The sequence below is a fragment of the bacterium genome, assembly GCA_022763185.1.
Lineage (GTDB): Bacteria > Bdellovibrionota_G > JALEGL01 > JALEGL01 > JALEGL01 > JALEGL01.
On record JALEGL010000008.1, the window covers coordinates 161,785 to 187,407 of the forward strand.

The 25,623-nt window shown below is 35.5% G+C and carries 21 protein-coding genes; all 21 read left to right on the forward strand.

Annotation, left to right across the window (positions count from 1 at the left end; genetic code table 11):
* The first annotated feature begins 245 nt into the window (after window positions 1-245).
* The 21 genes from ndk to MRY82_05925 all read left to right on the forward strand — a co-directional run bounded on the left by ndk (window position 246) and on the right by MRY82_05925 (window position 25,569).
* Window positions 246-659, forward strand: a complete 414-nt coding sequence (gene ndk / locus MRY82_05825; protein MCI5072444.1) for a nucleoside-diphosphate kinase — start codon at window positions 246-248, stop codon at window positions 657-659.
* A 62-nt stretch (window positions 660-721) separates the two neighbouring features.
* A complete protein-coding gene (gene rlmN, locus MRY82_05830) occupies window positions 722-1,753 on the forward strand; it encodes a 23S rRNA (adenine(2503)-C(2))-methyltransferase RlmN (protein MCI5072445.1) in 1,032 nt (343 codons plus the stop codon).
* An 83-nt stretch (window positions 1,754-1,836) separates the two neighbouring features.
* The gene (locus MRY82_05835; GenBank protein ID MCI5072446.1) at window positions 1,837-2,274 is read left to right on the forward strand and encodes a hypothetical protein; all 438 of its coding nucleotides are present in this window, start codon (window positions 1,837-1,839) and stop codon (window positions 2,272-2,274) included.
* A 1-nt stretch (window position 2,275) separates the two neighbouring features.
* Complete coding sequence (locus MRY82_05840; GenBank protein ID MCI5072447.1) at window positions 2,276-3,058, forward strand: tetratricopeptide repeat protein; 783 nt, start codon at window positions 2,276-2,278, stop codon at window positions 3,056-3,058.
* 10 nt (window positions 3,059-3,068) lie between these two features.
* Window positions 3,069-3,437: a helix-turn-helix domain-containing protein gene (locus MRY82_05845; protein MCI5072448.1), complete on the forward strand. Its 369-nt coding sequence runs from the start codon at window positions 3,069-3,071 to the stop codon at window positions 3,435-3,437.
* A 258-nt stretch (window positions 3,438-3,695) separates the two neighbouring features.
* On the forward strand, window positions 3,696-7,880 hold the full coding sequence (locus tag MRY82_05850) for a tetratricopeptide repeat protein (GenBank protein ID MCI5072449.1): 4,185 nt from the start codon (window positions 3,696-3,698) through the stop codon (window positions 7,878-7,880).
* Window positions 7,881-8,008: 128 nt separating this feature from the next.
* Complete coding sequence (locus MRY82_05855) at window positions 8,009-8,812, forward strand: hypothetical protein (protein ID MCI5072450.1); 804 nt, start codon at window positions 8,009-8,011, stop codon at window positions 8,810-8,812.
* On the forward strand, window positions 8,812-9,417 hold the full coding sequence (locus MRY82_05860) for a hypothetical protein (protein ID MCI5072451.1): 606 nt from the start codon (window positions 8,812-8,814) through the stop codon (window positions 9,415-9,417). The genes MRY82_05855 and MRY82_05860 overlap by 1 nt, the downstream gene beginning before the upstream one ends.
* A 40-nt stretch (window positions 9,418-9,457) precedes the next feature.
* Complete coding sequence (locus MRY82_05865; GenBank protein MCI5072452.1) at window positions 9,458-11,518, forward strand: hypothetical protein; 2,061 nt, start codon at window positions 9,458-9,460, stop codon at window positions 11,516-11,518.
* A gap of 6 nt (window positions 11,519-11,524) precedes the next feature.
* Window positions 11,525-13,414, forward strand: coding sequence for an excinuclease ABC subunit UvrC (gene uvrC / locus MRY82_05870; GenBank protein ID MCI5072453.1), 1,890 nt, complete (start codon window positions 11,525-11,527; stop codon window positions 13,412-13,414).
* A gap of 31 nt (window positions 13,415-13,445) precedes the next feature.
* Window positions 13,446-14,744, forward strand: coding sequence for a ComEC/Rec2 family competence protein (locus MRY82_05875; GenBank protein ID MCI5072454.1), 1,299 nt, complete (start codon window positions 13,446-13,448; stop codon window positions 14,742-14,744).
* 102 nt (window positions 14,745-14,846) lie between these two features.
* Entirely contained in the window at window positions 14,847-15,581 is a 735-nt protein-coding gene (locus tag MRY82_05880; protein MCI5072455.1) for a uracil-DNA glycosylase, read from the forward strand.
* Between the two features lie 14 nt (window positions 15,582-15,595).
* Complete coding sequence (queA, locus tag MRY82_05885; GenBank protein ID MCI5072456.1) at window positions 15,596-16,669, forward strand: tRNA preQ1(34) S-adenosylmethionine ribosyltransferase-isomerase QueA; 1,074 nt, start codon at window positions 15,596-15,598, stop codon at window positions 16,667-16,669.
* 6 nt (window positions 16,670-16,675) lie between these two features.
* Complete coding sequence (gene tgt / locus MRY82_05890) at window positions 16,676-17,788, forward strand: tRNA guanosine(34) transglycosylase Tgt (protein MCI5072457.1); 1,113 nt, start codon at window positions 16,676-16,678, stop codon at window positions 17,786-17,788.
* Between the two features lie 90 nt (window positions 17,789-17,878).
* Entirely contained in the window at window positions 17,879-18,220 is a 342-nt protein-coding gene (gene yajC / locus MRY82_05895) for a preprotein translocase subunit YajC (GenBank protein MCI5072458.1), read from the forward strand.
* Window positions 18,221-18,222: 2 nt separating this feature from the next.
* Window positions 18,223-19,932, forward strand: a complete 1,710-nt coding sequence (gene secD, locus MRY82_05900; GenBank protein ID MCI5072459.1) for a protein translocase subunit SecD — start codon at window positions 18,223-18,225, stop codon at window positions 19,930-19,932.
* Window positions 19,929-21,098 carry a protein translocase subunit SecF gene (gene secF / locus MRY82_05905; protein MCI5072460.1) on the forward strand — a complete coding sequence of 390 codons (1,170 nt, stop codon included), beginning with the start codon at window positions 19,929-19,931 and terminating at the stop codon, window positions 21,096-21,098. The genes secD and secF overlap by 4 nt, the downstream gene beginning before the upstream one ends.
* Before the next feature lie 221 nt (window positions 21,099-21,319).
* Entirely contained in the window at window positions 21,320-23,020 is a 1,701-nt protein-coding gene (gene recJ / locus MRY82_05910) for a single-stranded-DNA-specific exonuclease RecJ (GenBank protein ID MCI5072461.1), read from the forward strand.
* Window positions 23,021-23,211: 191 nt separating this feature from the next.
* The gene (locus MRY82_05915; protein MCI5072462.1) at window positions 23,212-23,592 is read left to right on the forward strand and encodes a hypothetical protein; all 381 of its coding nucleotides are present in this window, start codon (window positions 23,212-23,214) and stop codon (window positions 23,590-23,592) included.
* Window positions 23,593-23,658: 66 nt separating this feature from the next.
* Window positions 23,659-24,735: a peptide chain release factor 2 gene (gene prfB, locus MRY82_05920; protein ID MCI5072463.1), complete on the forward strand. Its 1,077-nt coding sequence runs from the start codon at window positions 23,659-23,661 to the stop codon at window positions 24,733-24,735.
* Window positions 24,736-25,104: 369 nt separating this feature from the next.
* Window positions 25,105-25,569, forward strand: a complete 465-nt coding sequence (locus tag MRY82_05925; protein ID MCI5072464.1) for a hypothetical protein — start codon at window positions 25,105-25,107, stop codon at window positions 25,567-25,569.
* Window positions 25,570-25,623 lie beyond the last annotated feature (54 nt).

Below are 25,623 nucleotides of genomic sequence, written 5' to 3' on the forward strand. Positions count from 1 at the left end.
GTACTTTTAAGGCTAAGCTAAGAAAAAGTTTCCTACTGGCTTCAAACAATGACCAGTTTCACAGGCCAAACTCGCCATACGGAACTCTTTTTCTTAGCTAGCTAAAATAGTTTTTTACTTAACTTATAAAAACTAACCTGGAGGATAGGCCATGTGCCGCTTCCGACCTGGGTGGGATGAATTTGGCGGAGACCGCGTCTTCGCCAAAGAAGGGGGGAAGATCCCCCCTTAGAAGAGGAGAACAGATGGAACGTACATTAGCAATGATTAAACCCGATGCAGTTGAAAAAAATGCAATTGGAGATATTTTATCTATTTATGAAAACAATGGTTTTAAAGTGGTGGCTTTAAAAAAACAGCAATTGACTGAGAAAGAAGCCCAGTCATTTTATGAAGTGCATAAAGAAAGACCTTTTTATGGTGAACTGGTGTCATTTATGACTTCAGGTCCAGTTGTGGCTATGGTCTTAGAAAAAGACAATGCGGTTAAAGCCAATCGTGAAATCATGGGTGCTACCAACCCTGAAGAAGCCGCTGAAGGAACTATAAGAAAACAATTTGCAACCAATATTGAAAAAAATGCGGTTCATGGTTCAGATTCTTTGGAAAATGCTGAAAAAGAAATAGCATTTTTCTTTTCATCAAAAAATCTGATTTAACACGGTTAAACTGTGGTATAGACTAGGGCCAAACGCTAAAAGCGCTTGGCCTTTTTTATTTTATGATTAGTCAAAAAAAAGAAATATTAACCTTGCCATTGGATGAGCTACAAAGCTTTGTGCTTGAGCGCGGTTTTCCTAAGTACAGAGCAGAACAGGTATTTCATTGGGTTTATGCTCAGGGCTGCGATGAATTTTCTCAAATGAATAATCTTCCCAAAGCGCTGGTTGAAGATTTATCAACCCATTTTAGTTTTCCAGAAATTACCAGTGATACATTTGTTTCAAAAGATGGCACTATTAAGTATAGGTTTGACTTGGGTCAAGCCACGAGTATTGAAAGTGTATGGATGCCTGAAGAGGATAGAGCAACTTTATGCGTGTCATCTCAAGCAGGATGTGCATTAAAATGCGCTTTTTGTGTTACAGGAACATTAGGTTTAAAGCGTAACTTAAGCGTTGAAGAAATCGTATATCAAATTTGGTATATAAACAAAAAGAAGCAAAAACGCATCACCAACTTGGTGTTTATGGGCATGGGTGAGCCTTTGCAAAATATGAATAATTTGATTAAAGCCATTAAGATACTTCGAGCAGATGACTTTTATGGTTTTGGTAAGAGGAAAATAACAGTTTCTACGGTGGGTTTAGCCAATAAGATTAAACCTTTTTTAGAGCAAACAGATGTTAATTTAGCCATATCACTTACAGGTTTTAACGATGCAGATAGAGACTATTGGATGCCCATCAATAAAACATTTAATTTGAAACGCCTTAAGCATGAGCTTTCAGGCTTAAGTTTGGGAAAAGGAAAGAAAATTACTTTTGAGGTGGTTTTGATTCAGGGGAAAACAGATCGTGAACAAGATGCATATGATTTAGCAGCGTTTCTCAAAGGGCTAAAAGCTAAAGTGAATTTAATTCCATACAATGAAAATAAAGTTTTACCTGAATTTAAAAGCCCTAAAAAACAAGATATTCAACGTTTCCGTGATATTTTACAAGAAAAAGGCATCGTATCGATGGTGAGAAAAAATAGAGGGCAAGATATCATGGGAGCCTGTGGGCAGTTAGCGGCCAAAAATGTTCAATAGCGCTTGTTTCTATTTGTAAAATCTATGAACCAGTTTTTAAAATTCATAGAGCATTGTCATGATTTTTGTTATGTTAACTTGGTATGAAAATTCATAATAATAAAATTAGCTCTCAAGAGTGGAAAAGTTGCGATAAATTTTTTAAATCGACCAACACAGGTTCAATAAAAGTAGATAACAACGTTGTCGATGGGCTTGAGGCTTATGCCACTGTTGGTGAAGATGTCTCTTTGTTGAATATTTTTTTTCACTCTGATGGAATAAAAAAAGTGATTCGTATTCAATTTGATGAAACAGATATTGCGGGTAATGTTGCCAAACAAGAAGTTTATGTGTTGGATTACTTAGAAAAACTTGGCTTTTCAATGAAAAACCTTGAACAGCTTGAATCAAATGTGAAAAGCAACGACTTTATTGAGACCTTAGACTTTATTGAAAACAAGAAGCCATCACAGCCTAAAAGTGTCAGTAAACCAACAAAAGACGAGAAAGCATTGCAGAAAGTGTTATTGGGTTTTTAATATGAAAAAGTGTTACAGAACAGTTGTTTTTTTAGTATTTTTAGTCATGCTGAATTTGGGTGGGTGTGCAAAAGATCCAAAACGTATTGAAAACTCCGAAATAAAATACAATATTGCAAAGAAGTTTTTTTTTAGAGGAAGAGTTCCTGAAGCTATTGTCAATCTTGAAGAGTCACTCAAGGAGAATCCAAAAAACAGCGATGCCCATAATTTTTATGGTTTGATTTTATTTCAAAGTAAGCGCTATGAAAAAGCCGAAAAACACTTTCAAAAAGCTGTAAAAATCAATGATAAATTTGCCGACGCACATAATAATTTATGTGCACTTTATATTGATGTTAATCGTTTTTCCAAAGCGCAAGAGCATTGTAAGAAAGCTGTGTCTAACCTATTGTACGCCACACCCGAAAGAGCTTATTATAATTTAGGTCGAAGCTACGAAAAAATGGCAAAAGATGAAATAGCGATAGAGTACTATGAAAAAGCAATCAATAGTAATCCCCGCTTTGTACTTGCTCTTGATAAGCTAGGAGCAGTTCATTTTAAACAACAGAATTACAAAAAAGCAGAAGGCTATTACAAATCAGCTTCAAAAGCGTGTAAGGCCACAAAGGAAGACTCATGGGGTGAAGTATGTGGATATTCTTTTTTAAAATTAAGTCAGATATACAGCATTTTCAAAGATTATAAAAGCCGCAAGCAGGCCTTGAGTCAGTGTTTAAAATATGCCAATAAAGGTGGGCAAGCTCATGACGCCTGTCAAAAAGAGATTATAAGAAGATAGGTGGAAGGGTATGACATTTGGTAAATATTTTGTTGAAAAGCGTAAAGAAAAAGGCTTAAGCAAGGAAGACATCCTTAAATTAACAAAAGTGAGAAAAGTTTATTTAGATGCGCTTGAAGAAGATCGTTTTAATGCGTTGCCTCCGAAAGCTTTTGTTGTAGGCTTCTTAAGAAGTGTGGCCAAAATTCTTGAAACGGACGAAAATGAACTTGTACAAAAGTATTTGGTTGAGCTTTCTGAGCAGGAAGAAACAATTAAAGAAAATAGTTTGGTTTATAGAGAGTATCAGGTCAATATGAAAAAAAACCTTTTACTTTGGGCTGGCTTAATTTTTGTTTTGGTCTTAATTGTCTTATCGCCGCTTTTTTTTAAGTCATAAGTTAAATATGGAAGTGTTTTTTAAATATTAAAAATAAATGATTTGAGTGGTTTCAAGCTATAGTTATCATTTAGGCAAACATTGCTTTATACGTATTCAATACTTGACCATTTTCTTTAAAAGACTAGAATATATAGAGAGTTGGGGTTTTTATTGTAAGTCTTGTGCCCGTTCTTTTTGTGGTTCAGATTTAGTGTTCAGGCCTTTGCCTAAGTGTTTTAATTGTAGGATTTCATTCTATAGGAGATAAAAATAAGTATGAAAAATTGTTTTAAGTCTACTGTTTTGGCAATGGTGGTTTTGTTTTCTTTTTCTTTGCATGCACAATCGGCTTCTGCCTTGTTGAGACAAGGTAAGCAGTTGTTAAAACAACAAAAGTGGAGTGAAGCCTCCAACACTTTTCGTAGAGCAACCATACATAACCCCGAAGATAGTGAGTTGTATTACTGGTTGGGTAGAAGTCTTGAAGGACAAGGCAATGCAAATGGAGCGATTATTGCCTATAAAAAAGCGGCAAAGTTAAAAAGTCAAAATCCTTATGTTTACTCTAAAATTGCCAATGTTTTACTACAAAAAAAAGATTTTTCTGAAGCTGAAGATTATTATGAAAAAGCATTTAAGTACAACCGTGAACATATTGAGTCTAAGGTTGGTTTGGCAAAGGTTGCAGCCCACGAAAACAAATATAAAGAGGTTTTAGGTTACCTTGAAGGAATTGCTATCAGCAAAAGTTTTGCAGAAGATATTCATCGATTAAAAGGACAAGCCTATTTAAATTTAAAAAACTATGATCTGGCATCGGCTGAGATTAAACAAGCTCTTAAAGTGAACCCAAAGCAAGCGCTGCTTTGGAACCAACTGGGTGCAACTTATTACGCAATGGCAAGATACAAAGATGCCAGCACTGCTTATCAAAAAGCATTGGCCATGAAAAATATTGAACAAGAGTTTGTGGCTCATTTAGGGCAGGGTAAGTCTTTGTATGCATTAAAAAAATATGATGCTGCTAAAAAGAGTTTTCAAAAAGCGGCGCGATCCAACACAGAAGATATCGAGTCGAGAAAATATTTGGCCAAAATTAATCTAGCCGCAAAAGATTATAGTGGTGCAGAAAAATACTCACGTCAAGCTTTAGGGATTACGTCAAACGATGCCGAGTTGTATTTTATCTTGGGGTATGCGCTTGAAAAGCAAAAAAAATATTCTCAAGCTGCTCAAGCCTTTGCCTTGGGCTTAAAAAAAGACTCTAAAAATGAATCCGCGCGTTTGGCCTATGCAAGATCTCTGGTGAAAAGCAATAAAAAGCCACTGGCTATTGATGTCTTAGAGTCATTAACCAAAGATAAACCTCAAAATGATACAGCGTGGGAGATTCTGAGTTATTTATACACAGAGAAAAAAGATTGGAAGAAAGCTGAAGAAGCTGTGTTAACTCTACACAGCTTAAAAAAGCCAACTGTAAAAAGCTCTAAAATATTGGCGGTTGCTCAATATGAGCAAGCGTCTTATGCAAAAGCAGAAAATAGTTTAAATAAGGCCATTGCACTCAATACTAAAGATAATGATTTGTATTTTTTGCGTGCAAAAACAAAGACACATACTAAAAAGCCAAGTTCTGCCATCAAAGATTTGGAAATTTATACTAAAAATGACCCCAAGGATGTTAAGGGACAATTGCTTCTAGCCAATTTATACAATGAGCAAAAAAGCTATGCGAAAGCGTACCAACGTTATGTTCAGGTTAATGCTTTAAAACCGACGATTGCAGAGTCCTGGGTTAAAAGGGCGCAAATTGATCAAAGAAATAAAAAGCCTGATTTGGCGGTTAAGCATTATATAATGGCCCTTAAGTATGATGGGAAAAATGCTCAAACCCACTTTGATTTAGGTAAGATTTATTACCAACAAAAGCAATACAAAGCGGCTGAAAGAGAGCTTAAGTCAGCAACAATTTTGGATAGCAAAAAAGGTGTTTATTATGCGTACTTGGGTCATAATTATTATGTTCAAAAACAATACGCAAAATCTGTTCCTGCTTTTGAGAATGCCAAGAAATATGGTCAAGATTCAAATTTAAAAGTCAATGAACGTCTTGGGCATGCTTATGTTGAAGTGAAGAGTTATAAGAACGCTGTTTCACCTTTGAAAAAGGCCATAGAAGTTGACGCCAACTCTTTAATTTCGTGGAAAAACTTAGGCTATGCTTACAAATATCAAAACCGTTGGGGTGATGCAGCCAAAGCATTTTCTAAAGCAAATATTTTAAGCCCTAAAGATGAAATGATACTCGAAGAAAAAGCAGAAGCATTAGCCAAAGCAAATCAAAAGAATGAAGCTGTTGCTGCGTATCAAGACTTGATTCAGTTGAATCCCAAAAAACACAAAGCGCATTATGAATTAGGCGTTTTGTATGAAGACTTGAAAGATTATGCTTTAGCGCAAAAAAATTATTTAAAAGCGCTTAAGCTATCGAGTTCAGCTTCATTGTATAAAAAATCTATTGTTGCTCTGGCAAAAAAACAAAATGAACAGCAAGATATTGCTGATGCTAAACAAGCTTTGTTGGGTTACTATGCAATTGATAAAAACAACAGTGAAGTGAATTATCTGATTGGTCAACACTATTACGACGATGCTAAATATAATAAATCAATAGAGTTTTTAGATCAGGCGGTTAAAATTAAACCCAACTATTGGGAGGCTCAAAAAACTTTGGGCATGGCGTGGTTAAAAAAAGGTGATTTAAATAAAGCTCAAGCAGCTCTTGAGAAAGCGGCCACACAAAATAACCGCTTAGCAGATGTGCATTGGAATATAGGACTGATCAAGCTTAAAAATAAACAAGTAGATCAAGCAGCAGTTTCATTTCAAAAAGCAACCTTGCTGGATTCAAAAAATGCTAGGTATCATTACGATTATGCTAGAAGTTTAAAGCAAAAAAAACAGTGGAATAAAGCACGCAAAGCTATCTCTAGATCTGTTCGCTATGCATCAAAAAATAAAGATTATTGGATGTTGCAAGCAGATATCTATAAAAATATGGATAAAGATAAAGACGCAGCAAAATCTTATGCACGTGTTGCCAATCTAGATTCAACAGATGAAAAAGCTTGGTTAGGCTATGCTGAAAGTTCAAGTGAGATAAAAAAATGGTCGGATGCTATCAAGGGTTACGAAAAAGCAGTTGCTTTAAACTCTAAAAATGCTGAAGCTTTATATGGTTTAGGCAATGCTTATGCAAACAATAAAAAAACCAAACAAGCGATCAATGCACTTGAAAGAGCTATTGATATTGATTCAAAATATGCTCAAGCTTATGCCTTGCTGGGTGAGCAGTACATAAAGTTGGAACAAAAACAACTTGCGCAAAAAGCTTATGAAGGTGCAAGAAAAAATAATGCTAAGGATATAGAGTCACGCCTGGCTTTGGTTGACTTATATTCAAGCAAAAATGACTTAGAAAAACGAAAGCAGGTTCTTAAAGAGTTAACCAAACTGGATAGCAAAAATGCAGAGTATTGGTATCAGTTGGGTGATGTAGACTACAAATTGAATAAAAACAAAGAAGCTCTTTCTTCGCTTAATAAAGCTGTGGCTTTGGATAAGGGCCATGGTAGAGCTTATTATAAATTAGCATTAACGTATTTAAATTTAGGTCAAAAAAAGAATGCTTTAAATGCATTCAATAAGGCTATAATTGCAGATAGAAAGTTTGCTGCCCCTCATTATGAAAAAGCAAAACTTCTTAAAGAAAGTAATTCAACAGGTAAAATTACAGCTTTAAAAAAAGCAATAGCCTTGAAAAAGGATTATGTTGATGCGCACAGAGACTTGGGAGATGTATATTATAAAATGGGTAATATAGAAGCTGCATCAAAGTCTTATAAGAATGTGTTAAAGTATAAAGATAATGATAAAGATGCTGTTGTTCGACTGTCTGAGTATTATGTTGATAAAGGTGATTATTCAAAAGCAACAGACTTACTAAAAGACTATGTTGAAGCCAAACCTTCAGATGCACAAACAAGGTATCGGTTGGCTAAAGTATACTATGATAATGATCAAAAAGATGAGTCAGCAAGAGAGTTGGATAGGGCTTTGGTTGATAGACCTGATTTTGCAAAAGCACAAATTCTGTTTGGTTTGATTTTACTAGAGCAAAAAGATATTTTTGGTGCGCAAGAAAGGTTTGATAGAGCCAGAAGAATCAGTCCTGACCAACCAGAAATCTATTATGGACTTGGCGTGGTTGCAAAAGAAAATGGTAAGCCTAACGATGCGATCCAAAACTTAGAAAAGGCTGTTCAACTTAATGATAAGTATCAAGAAGCATACTCAGTACTGGGTGATCTTTATAAAGCAAAAGGAATGAACAAAAAAGCCAGCGAAGCTTACGGTAAGTCTGCGCAAGTAAAATCTTTAACAAACTTAAAAGTGAGATAAGCTCTATAAGTTTTAAACATAAAGTTTATCAAGTGTTAAATATTGTTTTTTTAATTATGAAGAGCAAGGGGTGTAGGACCTCTTGCTCTTTTTTATTGAATGAAAAAACATATAGAAGAGCTATTTTTTTGCAGCTTCAATTGGTTTGTCTTGCAGCTGTTTTTTTTAGTTTAAGGGCAATAACTTATGCTAAAGATTATCGGGTTTATGATCAACATCGTTATACTGGAAAAATAAAGACAGTTGCGCAAGTAAAAGAGCAACCTTTTTTAAAATCAAAAACAGTTGGTGTTTTGCAGCCTGGAGACTTGGTAAGTGTTGTCTCTCAACAGAAAGATTATTTTGCAATCAAAATAAAACAAAAGCCTGAAAAAAAAATATGGATTAAAAAAAATGCTATTCAACTGTATAAGAAAAAACAACCAAGAGCTGTAAAAAGAACACTGTATACAACAAGAACCCAACCTAAATTACAAAAAAAGCCTGCTTTTAAAGCGGTTAAAAAAAAACATTACTACTACATTGGTCTAGCGCACTATAGAAATATTAAACAGTTTTCTGCAAATCAAACGGGTGTGACCGCTTTTTATGAAAGAAGATTAAAACAGTATGGCCTTGGTTTTCAGGCAGACTTTTTATACAATGATATATTTAAAACTTACAGTGTTGCACCTGGTTTTAGGTATCACTATACAAACAAAAAAAACAATTATCATTTAGCGTCAGCTTTGTACGTAGGCTATGAAAAATTGTACGATAGTAGTAGGTCTGTTCAAGCTCTGATTGCTGATTTTGAGTTAATGCAAATAAACTATCAATATAAATCTGTATACTTTGTTTTGACGCCATTAAAACTCAGAGCAATGGTGTTTACGGATCAAAAGATACCCGTTAACTATAGATATGGAATAAGCCTTGGAGTTAAGTTTTAATGAAATGGAATAATATAAAGTTATTTTTTTATGTTTTTTTTGTTAGTTTTGTATTTGTTTATAAAGCCAATGCAATCATTATTAAAAGTTTAAGTTTAGATGTAATGATTGAGAAATCAAAGTCAGTTTATATTGCACAAGTGATGAATGTTTCTCCTCTTAAAGTTGACGCAGATGGTTTAGAGTATAATTTAATTCAGTTAAAAGTTGTTAAAGCCTATAAAGAATCAATGGTTAATGAATTGCTTGAGTTTAAACAAGTCAGCCAAAACCAAAGTAACAGTTGGAAGTACTTAAGACTTTTACCGATACCTAACTATAAAAAGGGTCAAAAAATCTTGTTCTTTATGTCAGAAAAAAGTCAAAAAGGCTATCAAATGCCTATTGGTTTTGAGCAAGGAAAACTACTGATTGAACAAAAAACAACTCAAAATATCAATGATGCAACTATTGAACTCAAAGAAAATCACAAGAATTTATTTCAATTAAAAGCAAATAAGCTTAATCCGGGTACTCGCTTAAAGACTCAAAAAATCAAAAACAAACGTCAAGGTTTCACAGTCAAAGATTTTGAAGAGCTGTATAGAGGCATTAGCCATGAATAAACGAGTGTTCTATATAGTATTATTGACGCTTATGGTTTGTATGACGTCATTAAAAGCAGCAGCTTTTCTTGAACACATCAATGGACAGCCCTACGTATGGAAACCCAATGGATCTCCGATTGTTTATAGAGTAGAGACAGGTAATCTGACCGCTTCAGTTAACAATGTCCAAGCAAGAAATATTTTAAGTGATTCATTCTCAGTTTGGGAAAATGTTTTTGGAGCACAAGACTTTTCTTTTAATGAAGGTGTATCTTTGGGGCTTGATATTACGCTAATTAATTATAAAAATTTTATTGATATTGATTCATCGGGTAATTTTTACAACAAAACATCCGATACAGTAGTTATTTTTGATGATAATGGTGCAATTATCAATGATCTTTTTAATTCAGTAGCTCCAGGTTCAGGCTCCTCTATTTTAGGTATAGCCTCTCCAGGCCGGTTTAATGCCAGTAACTTTGAAATAACAGCAGGCTTTATTATTATTAATGGTGCAGTTACCGGGAGTGACCAAGATGTTATAGCTGCTACAGCAACACATGAACTTGGACATCTTTTAAACCTTGCCCATACTCAATTGAATTCCGAACAGGCACTTAATGGTAGTAGCGCAGATGATGATGTTGTGCCCACGATGTTTCCATTTATTCCTGATGATGCCACTGTCTCAGAAAGTTTAGAGTTAGATGATCAGTTTTCTATGTCATTGTTATACCCAGATAATTCTGAGATATTATCAAGAAATGAAATTAGAGGCCATGTATTGCGTAAAAATGGTAAGGGTGTCAGAGCTGTTAATGTGACTTGTAGAGATGATGCAGATCCATTGAAAAATGCAGTCAGTTATTTATCTGATCAGAGTTATACAAATGATGGTAATTACTTGTGTGGCTTACTTCCATCTGGAGACTATACGGTAAAAGTTGAAACAGTGAGAGAGGCTATTAATAGTTTTTCACCAAACCCTCCTTTTATTGAGACTGAATTTTATAATCAAAATAATGAGAGCTTTGACTCTTCTATAGACATGTTAAATGAGTCTTCTTTGGTCAGTGTTTCGGGTGCAGGAGATTTGGTTGAAGATATTGATATTGTCCTTAATAATAATGGTCAATTGTTTTCAGGTCAAACAGTGGCCTCTCAAACTTATGAAAGTTTTTCAATAAGAGAGTTTTTTATTAATGTACCACAAAGTGCAAAAAGTTTAACCGTTAATTTAAGCTGGTTAAATTCTACAAAAGATTTAGATTTATTTATTAAGTGTGAACCTGAGTTTTCAATTGCAAAATCTTCTCCAAATTTATACAGCCAAAGTCTTGCTTTCAGTGATGAAATTTCAACAACTTCAGAAAGTATTGTGTTGAATAAAAATAATTCACCACGCTTAGAAGACTGTCAGTATCATATCATTGTGCAAAAATTTAACCCATCAGTTGGAGAAGTTGTGAACTTTTCTCTGAATGTTGAGGTGGATGCTAACCTTCCAACTCAACTACAATCTAAAGCTGAAGATATTAATAAAGTGTATCAAGGAAATGAGTATGTTGTTGCTAGTAAAGTGATGACAGGCTATTCAGAAGATTTTGACATTTTTGCTCTTGAGTTTCAAGAAAGTTTGTTGCTAGATATGAATCAAGTTAGTCAGGCGGCACTTTATCTCGATAGCAATAAAAATAAAATATTAGATAAAGGAGATAGTTTGTTGCAAACAACAACTGACTTTGCTGCGCAAGACCTAAGCTTTGTGTTTGATGATATATTTTTTACAGTGGATGATGGAAAAGAAACACGTATTTTCGTGACCTATACCTTGCAGCCACAAACATCCAATGTGAGTATGTTCTTTTTAGTTTTACTGCTGTTAGCGGTGGTAAGTTTATGTTTTTCTGGGTATAAAAAACATGTAGTGTGCTCAGTGTGTGTGTTGTTTGTTTTTATTGTATTGCCTCTCTCATGCCAAAAAGTGAAATTAGACTACAAACCTATTCTCATTGACGAGGAAAGTATAACAGCAGTTGGACAAACCTATGATGATCAGTTTATTGTTGAAATTGATGAAAGTGGACAATATGATTCTGTTGTTGATTACTTTGATTGATGAACAATGCAAAACAAACAAAAAAATAAATCTTTAATGAAAAAATCAGTTGTTGATTTGATAAAAAGAGCCCCACGTTTGCCTGGTGTTTATATTATGAAAGATTCAGCTGAAAGAATACTTTATATAGGTAAAGCGAATCAACTGGTTGACCGATTAAAGTCTTATATTCACGCCTATTCTGATGAGCGTCCATCGGTTAAAGTGTTTATACCTAAAGTTAGCCATATAGATTGGCTGGTAACAGAAACTGAAAAAGAAGCTTTGTTACTAGAAAGTTCTTTAATTAAAAACCATAGGCCAAAATACAATATAGATTTAAAAGATGATAAGTCTTATGTCAGCCTTAAAATAAGCCAACATGAATTTCCAAGACTGTACATTACCAGAAAAATCAATAAAGGTGATGGTGAATACTTTGGTCCATTTTCATCTGCTAAATCTGTTAGAGAAACATTAAAAGAGGTTCAAAAAATTTTTCAAATTAGAGATTGTACAGATTACTTTTTTAAACAAAGAAAGCGTCCGTGTTTAAGGTATCAAATCAAAAGATGTTCTGCGCCATGTGTAAAGTATATTGATGAAAAAAACTATTCAAAAGATGTCTATGATGCAAAAAAGTTTTTAAAAGGCAATAAAGATACTTTAATTAAACAGTTGTTAGAGAAAATGAGTGTTGCATCACAAGCATATCAATATGAGCAAGCAGCTGTATACAGAGATAAATTGACAGCAATAGAAAGAACTTTAAAACCACAAACAATTGATCAAAAACATCCTCATAAGAATGTTGATTTTATTGCAATTTATGGTGATGTCAACGCAAGCATTGTGAAACTTATTTCTATGCGGCAAGGGCGTATCACCAATACTTTAGATTTTTTATATGAAGAGTCCATTCAATTTTATGAAGAAATTCTCAATGCATTTTTAGGGTCTTATTATTTATCCAATACAGGTAATTTGGATCTATACCCACAAAAAATTTACATAGAAAAGACAATTGCAGATCAAAGTATATTTGCTGGAGCGATTAGTGATTTAAAAGGAAGTAAAGTGACTTTGCAAGTGCCTCAAAAGGGACAGATGAGTCAACTGCTAGACATGGCAAAGAAAAATGCAAAAATCATTTTTCTCGAGAAAAAACGGAAAAGTCAGAGCAATACGCAAGTTTTACGTGAAATAGAACATAAGTTTAGATTAAAAAACTATCCAAGAAAAATAGAAGGTTATGATATTTCAACTTTTCATGGAAAAGCATCTATTGGCTCAAAAGTTGTGTTTATTGATGGAGAAGCCGATAAAAGTCAGTATCGTTTTTATAATGTAAAAGAAAGTCTTTACTCAAATGATTTTGCAATGATGTTTGAAGTTTTTAAACGCAGGCTGTCTAAATTAGATGGTGAAAACGATCCTGATTTGATTTTAATCGATGGCGGTAAAGGTCAAATGTCACAAGCAATAAAAATCATGAATGATTTGGGTATTGATCATATTGATGTTGTGGCTATTGCTAAAGAAAAAGAATGGAAAACGAATCAAGGTAAAAATAATGCTCCTGAACGAATTTTTATTCCCAATCAAAAAAATCCAATTGTATTGAAACCCGGCTCAAAAATGGCTAATTTGTTGCAAAATATTCGAGATGAAGCGCACCGTTTTGGTTTAAAAAATCATAGAAAGAAACGTAACAAAACAACATTAAAAAGTGATTTATCAAAAATTCCAATGATAGGTCCCAAAAAACAAAAACTATTATTGCAACATTTTAAAAGTTTAAAAAATATTCAAAATGCAGATTTAGAAACATTGATGAAAGTAGAAGCCCTGGGACATAAAGCTGCTAAAAGTGTTTATGATTATTTTAATTTAAACCAAGAAACATCGAACTCATAAACTTGGCATACTCTGTGCTGAATATGTCTTTGTGTTGATCATAAAATGGTGGTTTCAGTACTGTATTCCTATTTTTATTCTTGCTTTAGTTTACCTACTGTTTTCACAGATAGGAAGAGTAGAGCAGAATTTGCAAGCTTGTGCATATAAACCTGGAAAAATTGACGTTGTCACGGCAGTCAATTTAAAAAAAGCTGTAAGCGTAAGTCATGATTTGATCTGCTATTCGGCACAAATAGAGGATTCATGCTCATTACATCATTCCGTTATGGCAAACGTGTACTTTTCAACGCAACATGCACCAACAATAAATGAAAAAAATCTGATTGTGAAAGGTAAAATGTACGTTGGTCAAAACAATAAAATTAAAATCTATACTAAGCAATGGTTCAACTCAGCTAGGTCGCAATTAATGCCCATTCAAAAGCTGTATGCTTACATAAGCAGCCAATTAAGATTTTTACCAGATACAGATTTTGCCTTATTGCAGGCAACAATCTTTGCTCAAAAACAATATTTGTCTAGGGATCTAAAAAAATTATTCAAGCGTCTGGGAATCGGTCACTTGCTGGTTGTTTCTGGGATACATTTTGCACTCATAGTCTTGGTACTTAAAAATTGTGTTTTAAAACTGATTTTTTTAAATCTTTATACCGTAAAAATATTGCGTGTGGATAGCGTAGATTTAGTGTTGTCTACAATAATAGGCTTGCTGTACTTGTGCATGATTGATTTTCCAGTCTCTGCGCAACGAGCCTATGTTTTTATTGTTCTTGGGAAGTTAATGCATAGTCTTGGGGTTAGGTGTTCTATTTTTAGTCTATTGTTTTGTTCTGCCTTGGCATTGTATATTTTTGATCATAAACAAGTTTGGACACTTTCGTTTGTGTATTCTTTTCTTTGCGTATTGGCCATTGCTATATTTCAGCAAAAGAATAAAGTTTTTTTTAGTGCAGTACAAACAAGCTTAGGGATTTTTTCAATGAGTCAATTGTTAACCTGCATGATTTTTTCTTCTTTAAACCCTATGTCTTGGTTCTTAAATCTTTTATTCATTCCATTATTCTCAGTTGTTTTGGCTGTTTATTGTCTCTTTACAATAGGGATGGTTTTTATACACTCACCATTTATAATTAAAATTTTTATAAATCTATTGCATGCATTTAATGCTTTTTTATTAAAGGGTCTTCATTGGGTTGATGCAATGGGGATGCATGAAGTAAAATTGGAAAGTAACGTTTTTTTTTACAGTTTTCTGCTTTCTATGACGGTTTATGTCGGACTCCACATAGTGCGTAAGAGTCAAATCTTTTATAAACAAATACATTAAATTTGAGTATTTGTGTCTGCAATGACATTGAACTAAACTAAAGAAAGTGGAGGTCTATATTACTTATTGCTCTTCATACTGAAAAACCTTATAAAGGACTTTATGTCAGTTGATTTAGAATATATTGAAAGTTTTTTACAAGATCTTAAAAGAAGAGGGCAGAACTATCTTATCCATAACGCTAAAGAGGTAGAAAAACATTCAATCGACAAGAAAGGCCAAGCCGTGCAAAGTGCAGAAAATTTTGAAAACAATGAGTTCACACTAGAAAATGTTCGCCATGAGCTTGGGGAGTGTCAACGTTGCCAACTGCATACAACTAGAAAAAATATAGTCTTTGGAGTGGGCAATAAAAATGCAGATTTGATGATTGTTGGTGAGGCACCGGGTAGAGATGAGGATATTAAAGGTGAACCTTTTGTGGGAAGAGCAGGGCAACTGTTAACCAAAATAATTGAAGCCATTGGTTTAAGCAGAGAAGAAATTTACATTGCCAATATTATTAAATGCCGTCCCCCAGAGAACAGAAATCCAGCCCCAGAAGAAATTGAGCAGTGTGAACCCTTTTTAATAAAACAAATTCAAAGCATACAGCCTAAAGTTATTTGCTGTGTTGGCAAATTTGCTGCTCAAACTTTATTAAAAACAGAGACGCCTATTTCTAAATTAAGAGGGCAATTTGCCCAATATGAAGGAATTGCATTGATGCCAACCTATCATCCGGCTTATTTGTTACGCAATCCAAGTGCAAAAAAGTATGTTTGGGAAGATATGCAGTTGGTGCATGCTAAACTTTCTGAACTCACGGGTAAGAAGTTGAAGCTTAAAACATCATAGCGGGTACTTAGGTTATGCAGACTCTAGATTTTGACTTTCATTTACCAGAAGAGCTTATTGCACGTCAGGCTAAAACAGATAGGTCAGCAGCAAAAATGCTGTACTATCATGTCAATCGTGATCAGATAAAGCATACGCATGTAAGTTCAATTGCTGATTTTTTTAATACAGGAGATGTATGCGTTATCAATAACACAAAAGTTTTAAAAGCCAGGTTTACTTGGCAATATAAATCAAAACAAGAAGAGCTGGTTTTACTTCAATGCATTTCTAAAAATAATACAAACTCTGTATGGGAAGCGATTGTTTCTGGAAGAAAAACAAAATGTGAACATGTGTATCCACAAGGTAGCTTTAATTTTAAAATATGTAAGAAACTTGAAAATGGCCTTGCCCTTATCGAAGTTAACAAAACTTTTAATCAAGTGAGACAGTTGATGCTTGAGGAAGGAAAACTGCCCATACCCCCCTATATTAGAAAAATGCGTAAGCATTATGATGAAAGTGAAGACAGCCAATTGGATGAAAAGGGCTATCAAACAACTTATGCTGAAACTGCAGGAGCAGTAGCAGCACCAACAGCAGGCTTACACTTTACAGAAGAAGTCTTGGGTGAACTTGAAGCTAAAGGTGTTAAGTTGGTTAAAATTCAATTGGATGTAGGTTGGGGAACCTTCCAGCCTCTGAGTGATAAAAATTGGCAAGAAGGTAAACTGCATGAAGAGCGTGTATTTATCTCTGAACAAGCAGCAAAATCTATTTTAAAGGCGATGGAAAATAACCAACAAATTTTGGCAGTGGGTACAACCTGTATCAGAAGTTTACAATGGTGGTATGAACAAGGCATGCCTGAACAAGGTATAGAGGGTATGTGTGATTTGTTTATCCATTACCCATGGCAAACTCCAGTGGCAACGGCGATGCTCACTAACTTTCATTTTCCACAAACGTCTCTTCTGCATTTGGTTTCGGCTTTTATTGATGATGAAAAACAAACAAAATTGATGGAGTTGTATCAACAGGCTATAGAGAAGCGTTATATGTTTTACAGTTACGGAGATTGCATGTTAATTCAACATAAAAATTAAGAAGATATGATGGATTTTAAACTTAAAAAAAATGCGAGTATCGGTAAGGCAAGAACGGCAACCCTGACAACAAAACATAGTTCAATTCAAACACCTGTTTTTATGCCTGTTGGAACCAATGCTACGGTTAAAACACTATCCAAAGATGAACTCAAAGCCTGTGGAGCGCAGATTATTTTATCCAACACCTATCATAATTATTTAAAACCTGGTGAAGATGCCGTTGAAACCTTGGGCGGACTGCATCAGTTTATGAATTGGGATAGGAGTATTTTAACGGATAGTGGAGGCTTTCAAGTGTTTAGTTTGTCTGCACTCAATAAAATCAATGAAGAAGGTGTAGCGTTTAGGTCTCACCATGATGGCAGCAAGATATTTTTTACTCCTGAAAGTGTTGCCATAACTCAAAAAAAACTAGGCTCAGATATTGTGATGCCTTTAGATCAATGCATTGAGCTGCCAGCGGAAAAAAATAAAATTATAGAATCCGTGCAAAGAACTTTGCGCTGGCTAGACAGAGCGTTAAGCGTTCCATTAAAAGATTATCAACAGACGTTTGCAATTGTTCAAGGGGGAACTGATCCAGAGTTAAGAAAATTTAGTGCTCAGGAAACCATACAAAGAGATTGTTTTGGCTACGCTATTGGGGGCTTAAGCGTGGGCGAAGCTAAACCACTCATGTACGAGAGCATTGATGTGGTGACAGATATTTTACCTCAGGATAAACCCAGGTATTTAATGGGAGTGGGTACGCCAGTTGATATTATTGAAGCGGTTGATCGGGGTGTGGATATGTTTGATTGCGTGATGCCAACCCGCAATGCTAGAAATGGTAATTTATTTACAGACTATGGCCAAATCATGATCAAAAAAAAGCAGTATGCATTAAAAGACGAGCCTGTTTGTACAGATTGTCAATGTTATACCTGCCAGAACCACAGTTTAGCCTATCTGCATCATTTGTATCGCTGTAAAGAAGTCTTGGGGATTCGTTTGAATACCATCCATAATATTCACTATTATCTTAATCTAATGCAAAGAATTAGATATTCAATTGAACAAGATGACTTTCAAAGATTTAAAGCTGGGTATTTGTCCAAATGGAATACCTCCCTCTAGGTAGGCCGTAACTGGACGGAAATGACATGTATAGCAAAAGATCGTAAAGAAAAATTGACCCTGTTGCTTGCCTAAGGTAAGAGAGCGGCTATGATTTCAAATGTTTACGCAATGGCCTCTAATGGTCAACAAGCTGCCGAATCCGGCAATATTTTTTCTGCCATGTTCCCTATGCTCATGGTATTTGTCATCTTCTACTTTATTTTAATAAGGCCGCAAAGGAAGCGAGAAGATCAGCATAAAAAATACTTAGAGAGCTTAAAAAAAGGCGATGAGGTTATTTTGCAAAATGGCATCATTGGTAAAATTACAGGTGTAACAGAGAGTGTGGTTAGCCTTGAAATTGCACAAAATACAAAAATCAAAGTTTTAAGATCCGCAGTGGCAACAAATTATTCCCCACAAGCATTAGCAAAAAAAGGAGATCAATAACAATGAAAATGTCCAGTGTTTGGAAGTGGAAAGCAGGCATAGCGTTTCTGACAACGTTGCTTGCTGTCTATGTTGTTCTACCAAGCTTCGTCAGTGAAAGCACCTTAGAAAAATACAAAGACTATTTACCCAAGTCTAAAATTAATTTAGGTTTGGATCTTCAGGGTGGTATCCACATGGTTCTTGGTGTAGATGTTGATCGTGTTGTTCAAGATGAAGCTGAGAATTATGTTACGGAGATTAAAGAGTTATTGGATCGTGAAAGCATACTTTACCAGTCGGTCAGTAAAAAATTTAACAGTACATTGATTAAAATCAGTTTAAGTGACCCAGAGGATTTTGAAAAGCTGGAAGATATTTTTTACAATCGTATCAATGCCGGCGGACAAACCGTTTTAGATATTCGCCAGTCATCTTCAGCAGAAGGAACTCTTGATGTTCAGATTAGTTCAGAGCGTAAAGGGCAAATTGAGAAGCAAACCATTGCTCAGGCTTTAGAAACCCTGAGAAATCGTATTGATGAATTTGGAGTGACCGAGCCGTCTATCCAAGCCCAGGGTAGTGATAGAATTGTTGTGCAATTGCCTGGATTAGAAGATCCCCAGCGAGCTAAGTCAGTACTGGGGCAAACAGCGCAGTTGTCGTTTATGATTGTAGACGATGATAGCTTTTCTCAAGCAACTCTAGAGCAGTGGGTCAAAGAAGCAGATGAAACACTTGAGCCTGGTTATGACGTTAGGACTTTAAATCGTTTCTTAAACAATAGATTACCAGAAAATCGTAGGCTCTTGTTTAAAGACAACAAAGCCAGTGGTTTAGCGGGCAATATTATGGTTCCTGTTTTGGTAAAAACAGATAAAAAAATTACAGGTGAGATGCTTGATCATGCACAAGTTGGTTTTGATCAAAACAATTGGCCAGAAGTTCACTTGCGCTATAATGTAACAGGTACTCAGCTACTTGATGAAATCAGTGGTGAAAACATTCGTAGAAGAATGGCCATTGTTTTAGATAATAAAGTTTACTCAGACCCTGTGTTGCAAGGTCGTATTTCAGATGGTAAACCCAGGATAACTTTTGGATCGATTAAATCAAGAAGTGAAACTTTTGCTGAAGCTAAAGATTTGGCCGTGATTTTAAGGGCTGGAGCGTTGCCAGCACCGGTAGAAATTTTAGAAACACGGTCGGTGGGTCCATCGTTGGGACGTGATTCGATTGAGCATGGGCTTAATGCCATTAAGTTAGGTGTATTGTTAATCATTGTATTTATGGCCATATATTATAAATTATCAGGTTTAGCGGCTAACGTGGCTTTGCTCATCAATATTACGTTCATTATGGCATGTCTGGCTATGGTTAACGGGACTTTAACCTTGCCGGGTATTGCCGGTATACTGATATCGATTGGTATGGCTGTTGATGCCAATGTGATTATTTATGAGAGGATTAGAGAAGAACTCTTAAGTGGTAAGAGTATCAGAGATGCAGTTGCTCAAGGCTATGAACGGGCACACATTACTATTGTAGATGCAAACATTACAACGGTGATTACAGCCATTGTTTTATGGTACTTCGGTAGTGGTCCAATCAAAGGTTTTGCCATTACATTGATTTTTGGTCTGATTGCCAACTATTTCACCGCTTTGACGTTTACACGTTTATTTTTTGAATGGATATTAAATAAATTTCAACCCAAGAGGTTATCGATATGAGCGCATCTGCAAATTCGCCCAAAAGTTTAGGTTTTTTTCGTTTGGTTCCACTCAAACCACGTGTTCCTTTTGTTAAAATTTCAAAAGTAACTTTGTTGTTGAGTATTGCGGTTTTATTTGTATGCGCGTTTTTGTTGCTCACAAAAGGGCTTAATTATGGTGTGGACTTTAAAGGTGGAACGCAAATGCACTTGCGCTTTAACCAAACAATGAGTGCTGCTCAAATAAGAAGCATTTTAGAGCCTTTGGGTTTATCCAATGCCAGTGTTCAAGATTTTGGTGAGGGCGGTAGTCAAGAGTTTTTGATTAGAGTGCCGCCAAAAGAAGTGGATTATAGCACATACAATGAGACCATTACGCAAGCTTTAGGAAACCCAAAAGACTTAAAATTAAGGTTTGGTCAAGAGCGAGTATATATTTTTGGAAGTGAGATTGCAGACGCAGAAAATATAAAAAGTGCGTTCAATGCCTTGAAGATAGAAGACCTTTCAGTGGCTTCTGTTACTCCTTATGGTTCTTTAGATCAACAAGAATGGATGGTTCAATTTGCTGGTGTCTCTAAGCGAGTTTTAGAGGGTCTTAACGCGGCTGTTGGTAACAAAGAGAACGTGGAAGTTCTACAGATAGAAAATGTTGGTGCAAAAGTAGGTAGAGAGTTGCGTAACCAAGCCATAGGATCCGTTCTATTCTCTATCATGCTTATTTTGATTTATATTTGGTTTAGGTTTGATCTAGAGTTCGCTCCAGGTGCAATTTTAGCTTTGGTACATGATGCGTTATTTGTTTTAGGTGTTTTTTCTTTGTTCCAGCTGCAATTTGACCTATCCATTGTAGCTGCAGTTTTAACCATTGTTGGTTTTTCAATCAACGATACCATTGTCGTCTACGATAGAGTAAGAGAAAACTTGCAAAATATGAAGGGAAAAGCCTTTGAAGAAGTTGTTAACATCAGTGTTAATGAAACTTTAAGCCGCACCTTGCTTACTTCAGGTACATTATTTTTAGCCGCAATAGCGCTATTGTATTTTGGTGGGCCAATCACAGAAAACTTTGCACTTTCTTTTACGATTGGTGTGATTGTTGGAACTTATTCAACTATTTTTATTGCATCACCTTTAACTATTTACTTTTACAAGTATATTCAAAAAAGAAAAGCAACACGTTAAATAATACTTTTTTTAGGTCGTTGGGTTTTGAGATTGAACTGAAAACTCTACGTTTATTGTTAAAGCAACTGTACGTTCTTGTATAAATCAAGCAGTCGTTATTGAAGGGGGCTTTATAAATTTGTCACCTTTCAATTCCAGTGATCTTGTGTGAACAACAGATGTTTTAGTCATGCAGAAGAAAGTCGCCATTTCTATAAAATTTTGCTACTAATTTTTACATGCCTAAATATGACTGGCAAGAACGCCAAGTTAATCAAAATGTCTTAGACCATATTTTGAACAATACGGATTTACCGCTTGCAGCAGCAAAGGTAGCAGCAAACCGTTTAAATAAAGATGAGGATATCAATCTCTATATTAATCCCACTTTACAACATATGTTATCTCCATTGGGGATAAGCGGTTTAAAGCAGGCGGCTCAGAAGGTTGCTGATGCGGTGCTCTTGAGAAAAAAAATATTAATCCATGGTGATTTTGATGCGGACGGGATTAGTTCATGTGCACTGTTAACCCACTTTTTTAGATCTTTGGATATAGATGTTATTCCTTTTGTCCCCAATCGCCTTAAAGAAGGGCATGGATTATCTTTAAATGCTTTAAAACTGGCTCAAGAAGAGTCATGTCATATGGTTATCACCTGTGACTGTGGCTCATCAAATAAAACTGAAATAGAGCAGTTTAGAGCAGCAGGTATTGATGTGATTATCACAGATCACCATCAGGCTGGAGACTCTGTTGAAACAGACTGCATTATTGTTAACCCGCAACTTGCACAGAACAGCGAGTACCAAAACTTAGCAGGTGTAGGGGTAGCCTTTATGCTGGGGGTTGGTGTTAGAAGTGTTTTACGTGAAAAACATTATTTTGAAGAAAAAAAAGAACCCAACTTAAAACAACTTCTGGATATTGTTGCTTTGGGAACCATTGCAGATTTAACACCTTTAAAGGGCTTAAACCGTTTGTTTGTTAAAGAAGGCTTAAAACAACTGACTCAAAGTCAAAAGCCAGGAATTGTAGCCATGCGCAACTCTGCTGGGATTTCTGCTGGTGTCAAACTGCTGAGTGAAGATGTTGGCTTTAAATTAGCACCCAGGATCAATGCAGCCGCACGTTTAGGATATGCTGATGTTGCTTTAGAAACTCTTTTGGCTCAGGATATAATCAAAGCCACTGAACTGGCGACAAAGTTAGAAGCCTTCAATAGCAAAAGAAAAAGCTTACAAAAAACCATTTTAAGTGATGCCAAAGATATGGCACGACGACAAATATCTCTTGGTGAACGCTGTATTATTTTATGCAGTAAAAACTTTCATCCCGGCATCAATGGTCTGGTTGCACAACAACTGAGTCAGGAGTTCTCAATGCCTGCCTTAGTATTTTATGAAGATGGCAATGTTGCCAAAGGCTCTGCTAGAAGTTTTTCAGGTTTTAATTTGATGGACTTGTTTGAACATGCAAAAGACCACATGTTACAGTATGGCGGCCATAAGCAAGCCGGCGGTGGTAGTGTGGCTATGCAAAACTTTTCTGTCTTTTTAAGTGCATGTCAACAGTATATGAAAAAACAACCCCATAAGGGAGTAGTCCAAAGGTTGTATGATGGTGTGCTAGAGCATGGCTTGATTAAAAAAGATTTGATTGAGGCTTTAAATCAATTGGGTCCATTTGGTATGGGACATGAGGAGCCCTTATTTAAATTTAAAGTACAACCTATGGATGTACGTTGTTTATCAGATAAGCATGTAAAGTTTAAAGTGGGGGGACAAGATCAAAGCATTGATTGTATTGGTTTTAATTTTTGGCAAGAGTTTTCAAGCTTGTCGAATCGGCAGCAGAATTTTGATATTATTGCACGACCAGAAATTAATGTTTGGCAGGGCTATGAAAATATTCAACTGCGTATAATAGATATTTTATAAAAGGGACAGCTACCTTAATTCAAATATAAAGCTCAGAATAATTAAGGTAGCTGTCCCCGAATTAACAAAAAATAAAATTAATTCAGCTAAATGATTGCCCTTTTGCGTTAAATCAGTTAGCGTTTAAGTTATTAATATTAAGGGCTTAATGCCTACTGTATGTGCAAATATAAAAAAGGAGCCATGAAACCATGCAAAGCACTCGTTATTCTGGGGGGAAAAACACTAAAAAGAATTCATCGAAAACCGATAAGTTTTCTAATTTAATTCAATTAACCCAGAGTATGACCAATGGTTTATCGGCTAATGTTGAAAAACAAGTTTATCAAAGTATTGATGAAGTTGGGCGCGTTAAAAAGTTGTCTGAAGCAGAACTGAAAAATTTAAAAACTGCAGTCAAGATAAGAGCTCAAAAAAGTAAAGCTCTTCTTGGTTCAAGACTAGAATATTCTTTAAAGCAAGCTTCTGGTCAGCTAAGCAAAGCCTTAAGCAAAGAAATTAATTCAGTTGAAAAAACACTCAACCGTATTGAGAAAAAATTAAACAAATTAGAAAAAAACACCTGGGCATAATTAAAAAAAATACACGGGGCTTTGCCTGATGTGTATATTCTTGCGCAATCGTGTATAAGCTAGGCTATGAAGCAAGACCTTGAAGCATTGCAAAGTAAAATTGAAACTTTGGCAGACGTTTTTAAAATTGATCAGTTAAAACTTGAATTAAAAGAGCTGGCAAAAAAAATGTCAGAAGAAGGTTTTTGGGATGATGCTGATCAAGCGGCTAAAATTCAGCAAAAAAGCAGTCGTTTAGAAGATCTTATTGCTACCTTTGATCAACTAAAGCACAATGTTCAAGATGCTTTTGATTTTTTGGATATGGCAGAGGGTGATGCGCAAATGCTCGCCGAAGCACAAAGCTTATTCAATAAAGTTGAAAAAACCGTTGCTGACTTGGAGTTTAAGCGCATGCTTAGTGGCGAGATGGATGCAAGTTCAGCTATTTTAAGTATCAATAGTGGAGCCGGTGGAACAGAGTCTCAAGATTGGGTAGACATGCTTTTGCGCATGTACCTGCGTTGGGCGGAAAAGCGAGACTTTAAAGCCAATATTGTTGATATACTTCCTGGAGAAGAAGCGGGTATTAAAAATGTAACGGTCACCATTGATGGTGAGTATGCCTATGGTTATTTAAAAGCCGAGCAGGGCATTCATCGTTTGGTTAGAATTTCACCCTTTGACTCCAATGCCCGTCGCCACACATCTTTTGCATCTGTGGCAGCTGTTCCTCAAGTTGAAGATGATGTGGATATAGAGATATTGGAAGAAGACTTGCGTATTGATACATTTAGAGCTTCTGGTGCCGGTGGACAACACGTTAATACAACAGATTCAGCGGTAAGAATAACCCACCTTCCCACCAACACTGTGGCCAGTTGTCAAAATGAACGCTCACAACACAAAAACAAAGCACAAGCCATGAAGATTCTTAAAGCCCGCTTGTATGAAAAGCAACAGCAAGAGAAAGAAAAAAAGCAGGCAGAATTAGCGGGTGAAAAAAAAGGCATTGATTTTGGTAGTCAAATTCGATCCTACACCATGCAGCCGTATCAACTGATCAAAGATCACCGAACGAATACTGAAACGGGTAAAGTCCAAGCCGTTTTAGATGGCGATATTGATGAGTTTATTAAGAGTTATTTGTTGCAGCAAGCTTAAATAAAGTCTGTTGATCAAAGGTCTACTTTACGATAGATGCGTTGCATAAAAATGTAATGTGTATTATTAAGAAAGAAGTTCACTTTGGGGGGAAACAATGAAAATGTTTAAAACATCAATCTTAGTCAGTTTTATACTGTGTAATGCCAGCGTTTGGGCGTAAAATTATGCTTTTAACAATCCTTTTCTCTACGCTATTGATGATGCTTTACCCGCTCATATGCATGACTCCATTGGTCAGTTTCACAATGCAGCAATGACCATTGTATCCAATAACCAGCCTGATCGAGACAATTTTTTAATTGGTCTGACCGTGATAAACTATCAAAGAAAAACTTTTTAGGTACCTACTATACAACCAGAAACAGCTTGGACCTATTTGACCAAACTGCATTGATGAGAGTGGATCGTTTGTTTCAAGATCGAATCAAAAATCACACTGCAATACATGCCATGACCTTGAGTTTAGAAAACAAAAATACTGACCAAGTTGATGTGATTACTCTCATTTTTGTAGAAAACCTGTTTTATAACAATAATCAGCCCTACAGTGAATCAGAATGCATAGTTCGTTTGACGACGTCAATAGCACATGAAATCTTTGGTTATGTTGACGCATTTTTAGCAGAAAACATAGAAAACTACATTGCTTGGGACGAAGAAGCACGAGCAATTGATGAGTTAAGTGCTATGGTAGAAGGAATTCTTTTTCATAAGCGTTTTGCAGAGGGTGAGCTTTCACAAATGACCTCAAGTTTGCAGCAAGCTTTTTTAAATGCCCATGAGCGTGAAAAAGAAATGTTTTATAGTATCAGACAGACGAATCTGGAGTGAGGTGCATGAGAACAAAATGTATCAGAGAAGAGTACTTGATTCGAATTGAAAAAA

Excerpts from the sequence above, each read along its gene's own strand:
- prfB (MCI5072463.1), top strand. The coding sequence starts at position 23,659 with ATGAAGCAAGACCTTGAAGCATTGCAAAGTAAAATTGAAACTTTGGCA.
- MRY82_05865 (MCI5072452.1), top strand. The coding sequence starts at position 9,458 with ATGACGTCATTAAAAGCAGCAGCTTTTCTTGAACACATCAATGGACAG.
- secF (MCI5072460.1), top strand. The coding sequence starts at position 19,929 with ATGAGCGCATCTGCAAATTCGCCCAAAAGTTTAGGTTTTTTTCGTTTG.
- yajC (MCI5072458.1), top strand. The coding sequence starts at position 17,879 with ATGATTTCAAATGTTTACGCAATGGCCTCTAATGGTCAACAAGCTGCC.
- MRY82_05845 (MCI5072448.1), top strand. The coding sequence starts at position 3,069 with ATGACATTTGGTAAATATTTTGTTGAAAAGCGTAAAGAAAAAGGCTTA.
- MRY82_05835 (MCI5072446.1), top strand. The coding sequence starts at position 1,837 with ATGAAAATTCATAATAATAAAATTAGCTCTCAAGAGTGGAAAAGTTGC.
- MRY82_05840 (MCI5072447.1), top strand. The coding sequence starts at position 2,276 with ATGAAAAAGTGTTACAGAACAGTTGTTTTTTTAGTATTTTTAGTCATG.
- queA (MCI5072456.1), top strand. The coding sequence starts at position 15,596 with ATGCAGACTCTAGATTTTGACTTTCATTTACCAGAAGAGCTTATTGCA.
- MRY82_05880 (MCI5072455.1), top strand. The coding sequence starts at position 14,847 with ATGTCAGTTGATTTAGAATATATTGAAAGTTTTTTACAAGATCTTAAA.
- rlmN (MCI5072445.1), top strand. The coding sequence starts at position 722 with ATGATTAGTCAAAAAAAAGAAATATTAACCTTGCCATTGGATGAGCTA.
- tgt (MCI5072457.1), top strand. The coding sequence starts at position 16,676 with ATGATGGATTTTAAACTTAAAAAAAATGCGAGTATCGGTAAGGCAAGA.
- uvrC (MCI5072453.1), top strand. The coding sequence starts at position 11,525 with ATGCAAAACAAACAAAAAAATAAATCTTTAATGAAAAAATCAGTTGTT.
- MRY82_05850 (MCI5072449.1), top strand. The coding sequence starts at position 3,696 with ATGAAAAATTGTTTTAAGTCTACTGTTTTGGCAATGGTGGTTTTGTTT.
- MRY82_05915 (MCI5072462.1), top strand. The coding sequence starts at position 23,212 with ATGCAAAGCACTCGTTATTCTGGGGGGAAAAACACTAAAAAGAATTCA.
- recJ (MCI5072461.1), top strand. The coding sequence starts at position 21,320 with ATGCCTAAATATGACTGGCAAGAACGCCAAGTTAATCAAAATGTCTTA.
- secD (MCI5072459.1), top strand. The coding sequence starts at position 18,223 with ATGAAAATGTCCAGTGTTTGGAAGTGGAAAGCAGGCATAGCGTTTCTG.
- MRY82_05860 (MCI5072451.1), top strand. The coding sequence starts at position 8,812 with ATGAAATGGAATAATATAAAGTTATTTTTTTATGTTTTTTTTGTTAGT.
- ndk (MCI5072444.1), top strand. The coding sequence starts at position 246 with ATGGAACGTACATTAGCAATGATTAAACCCGATGCAGTTGAAAAAAAT.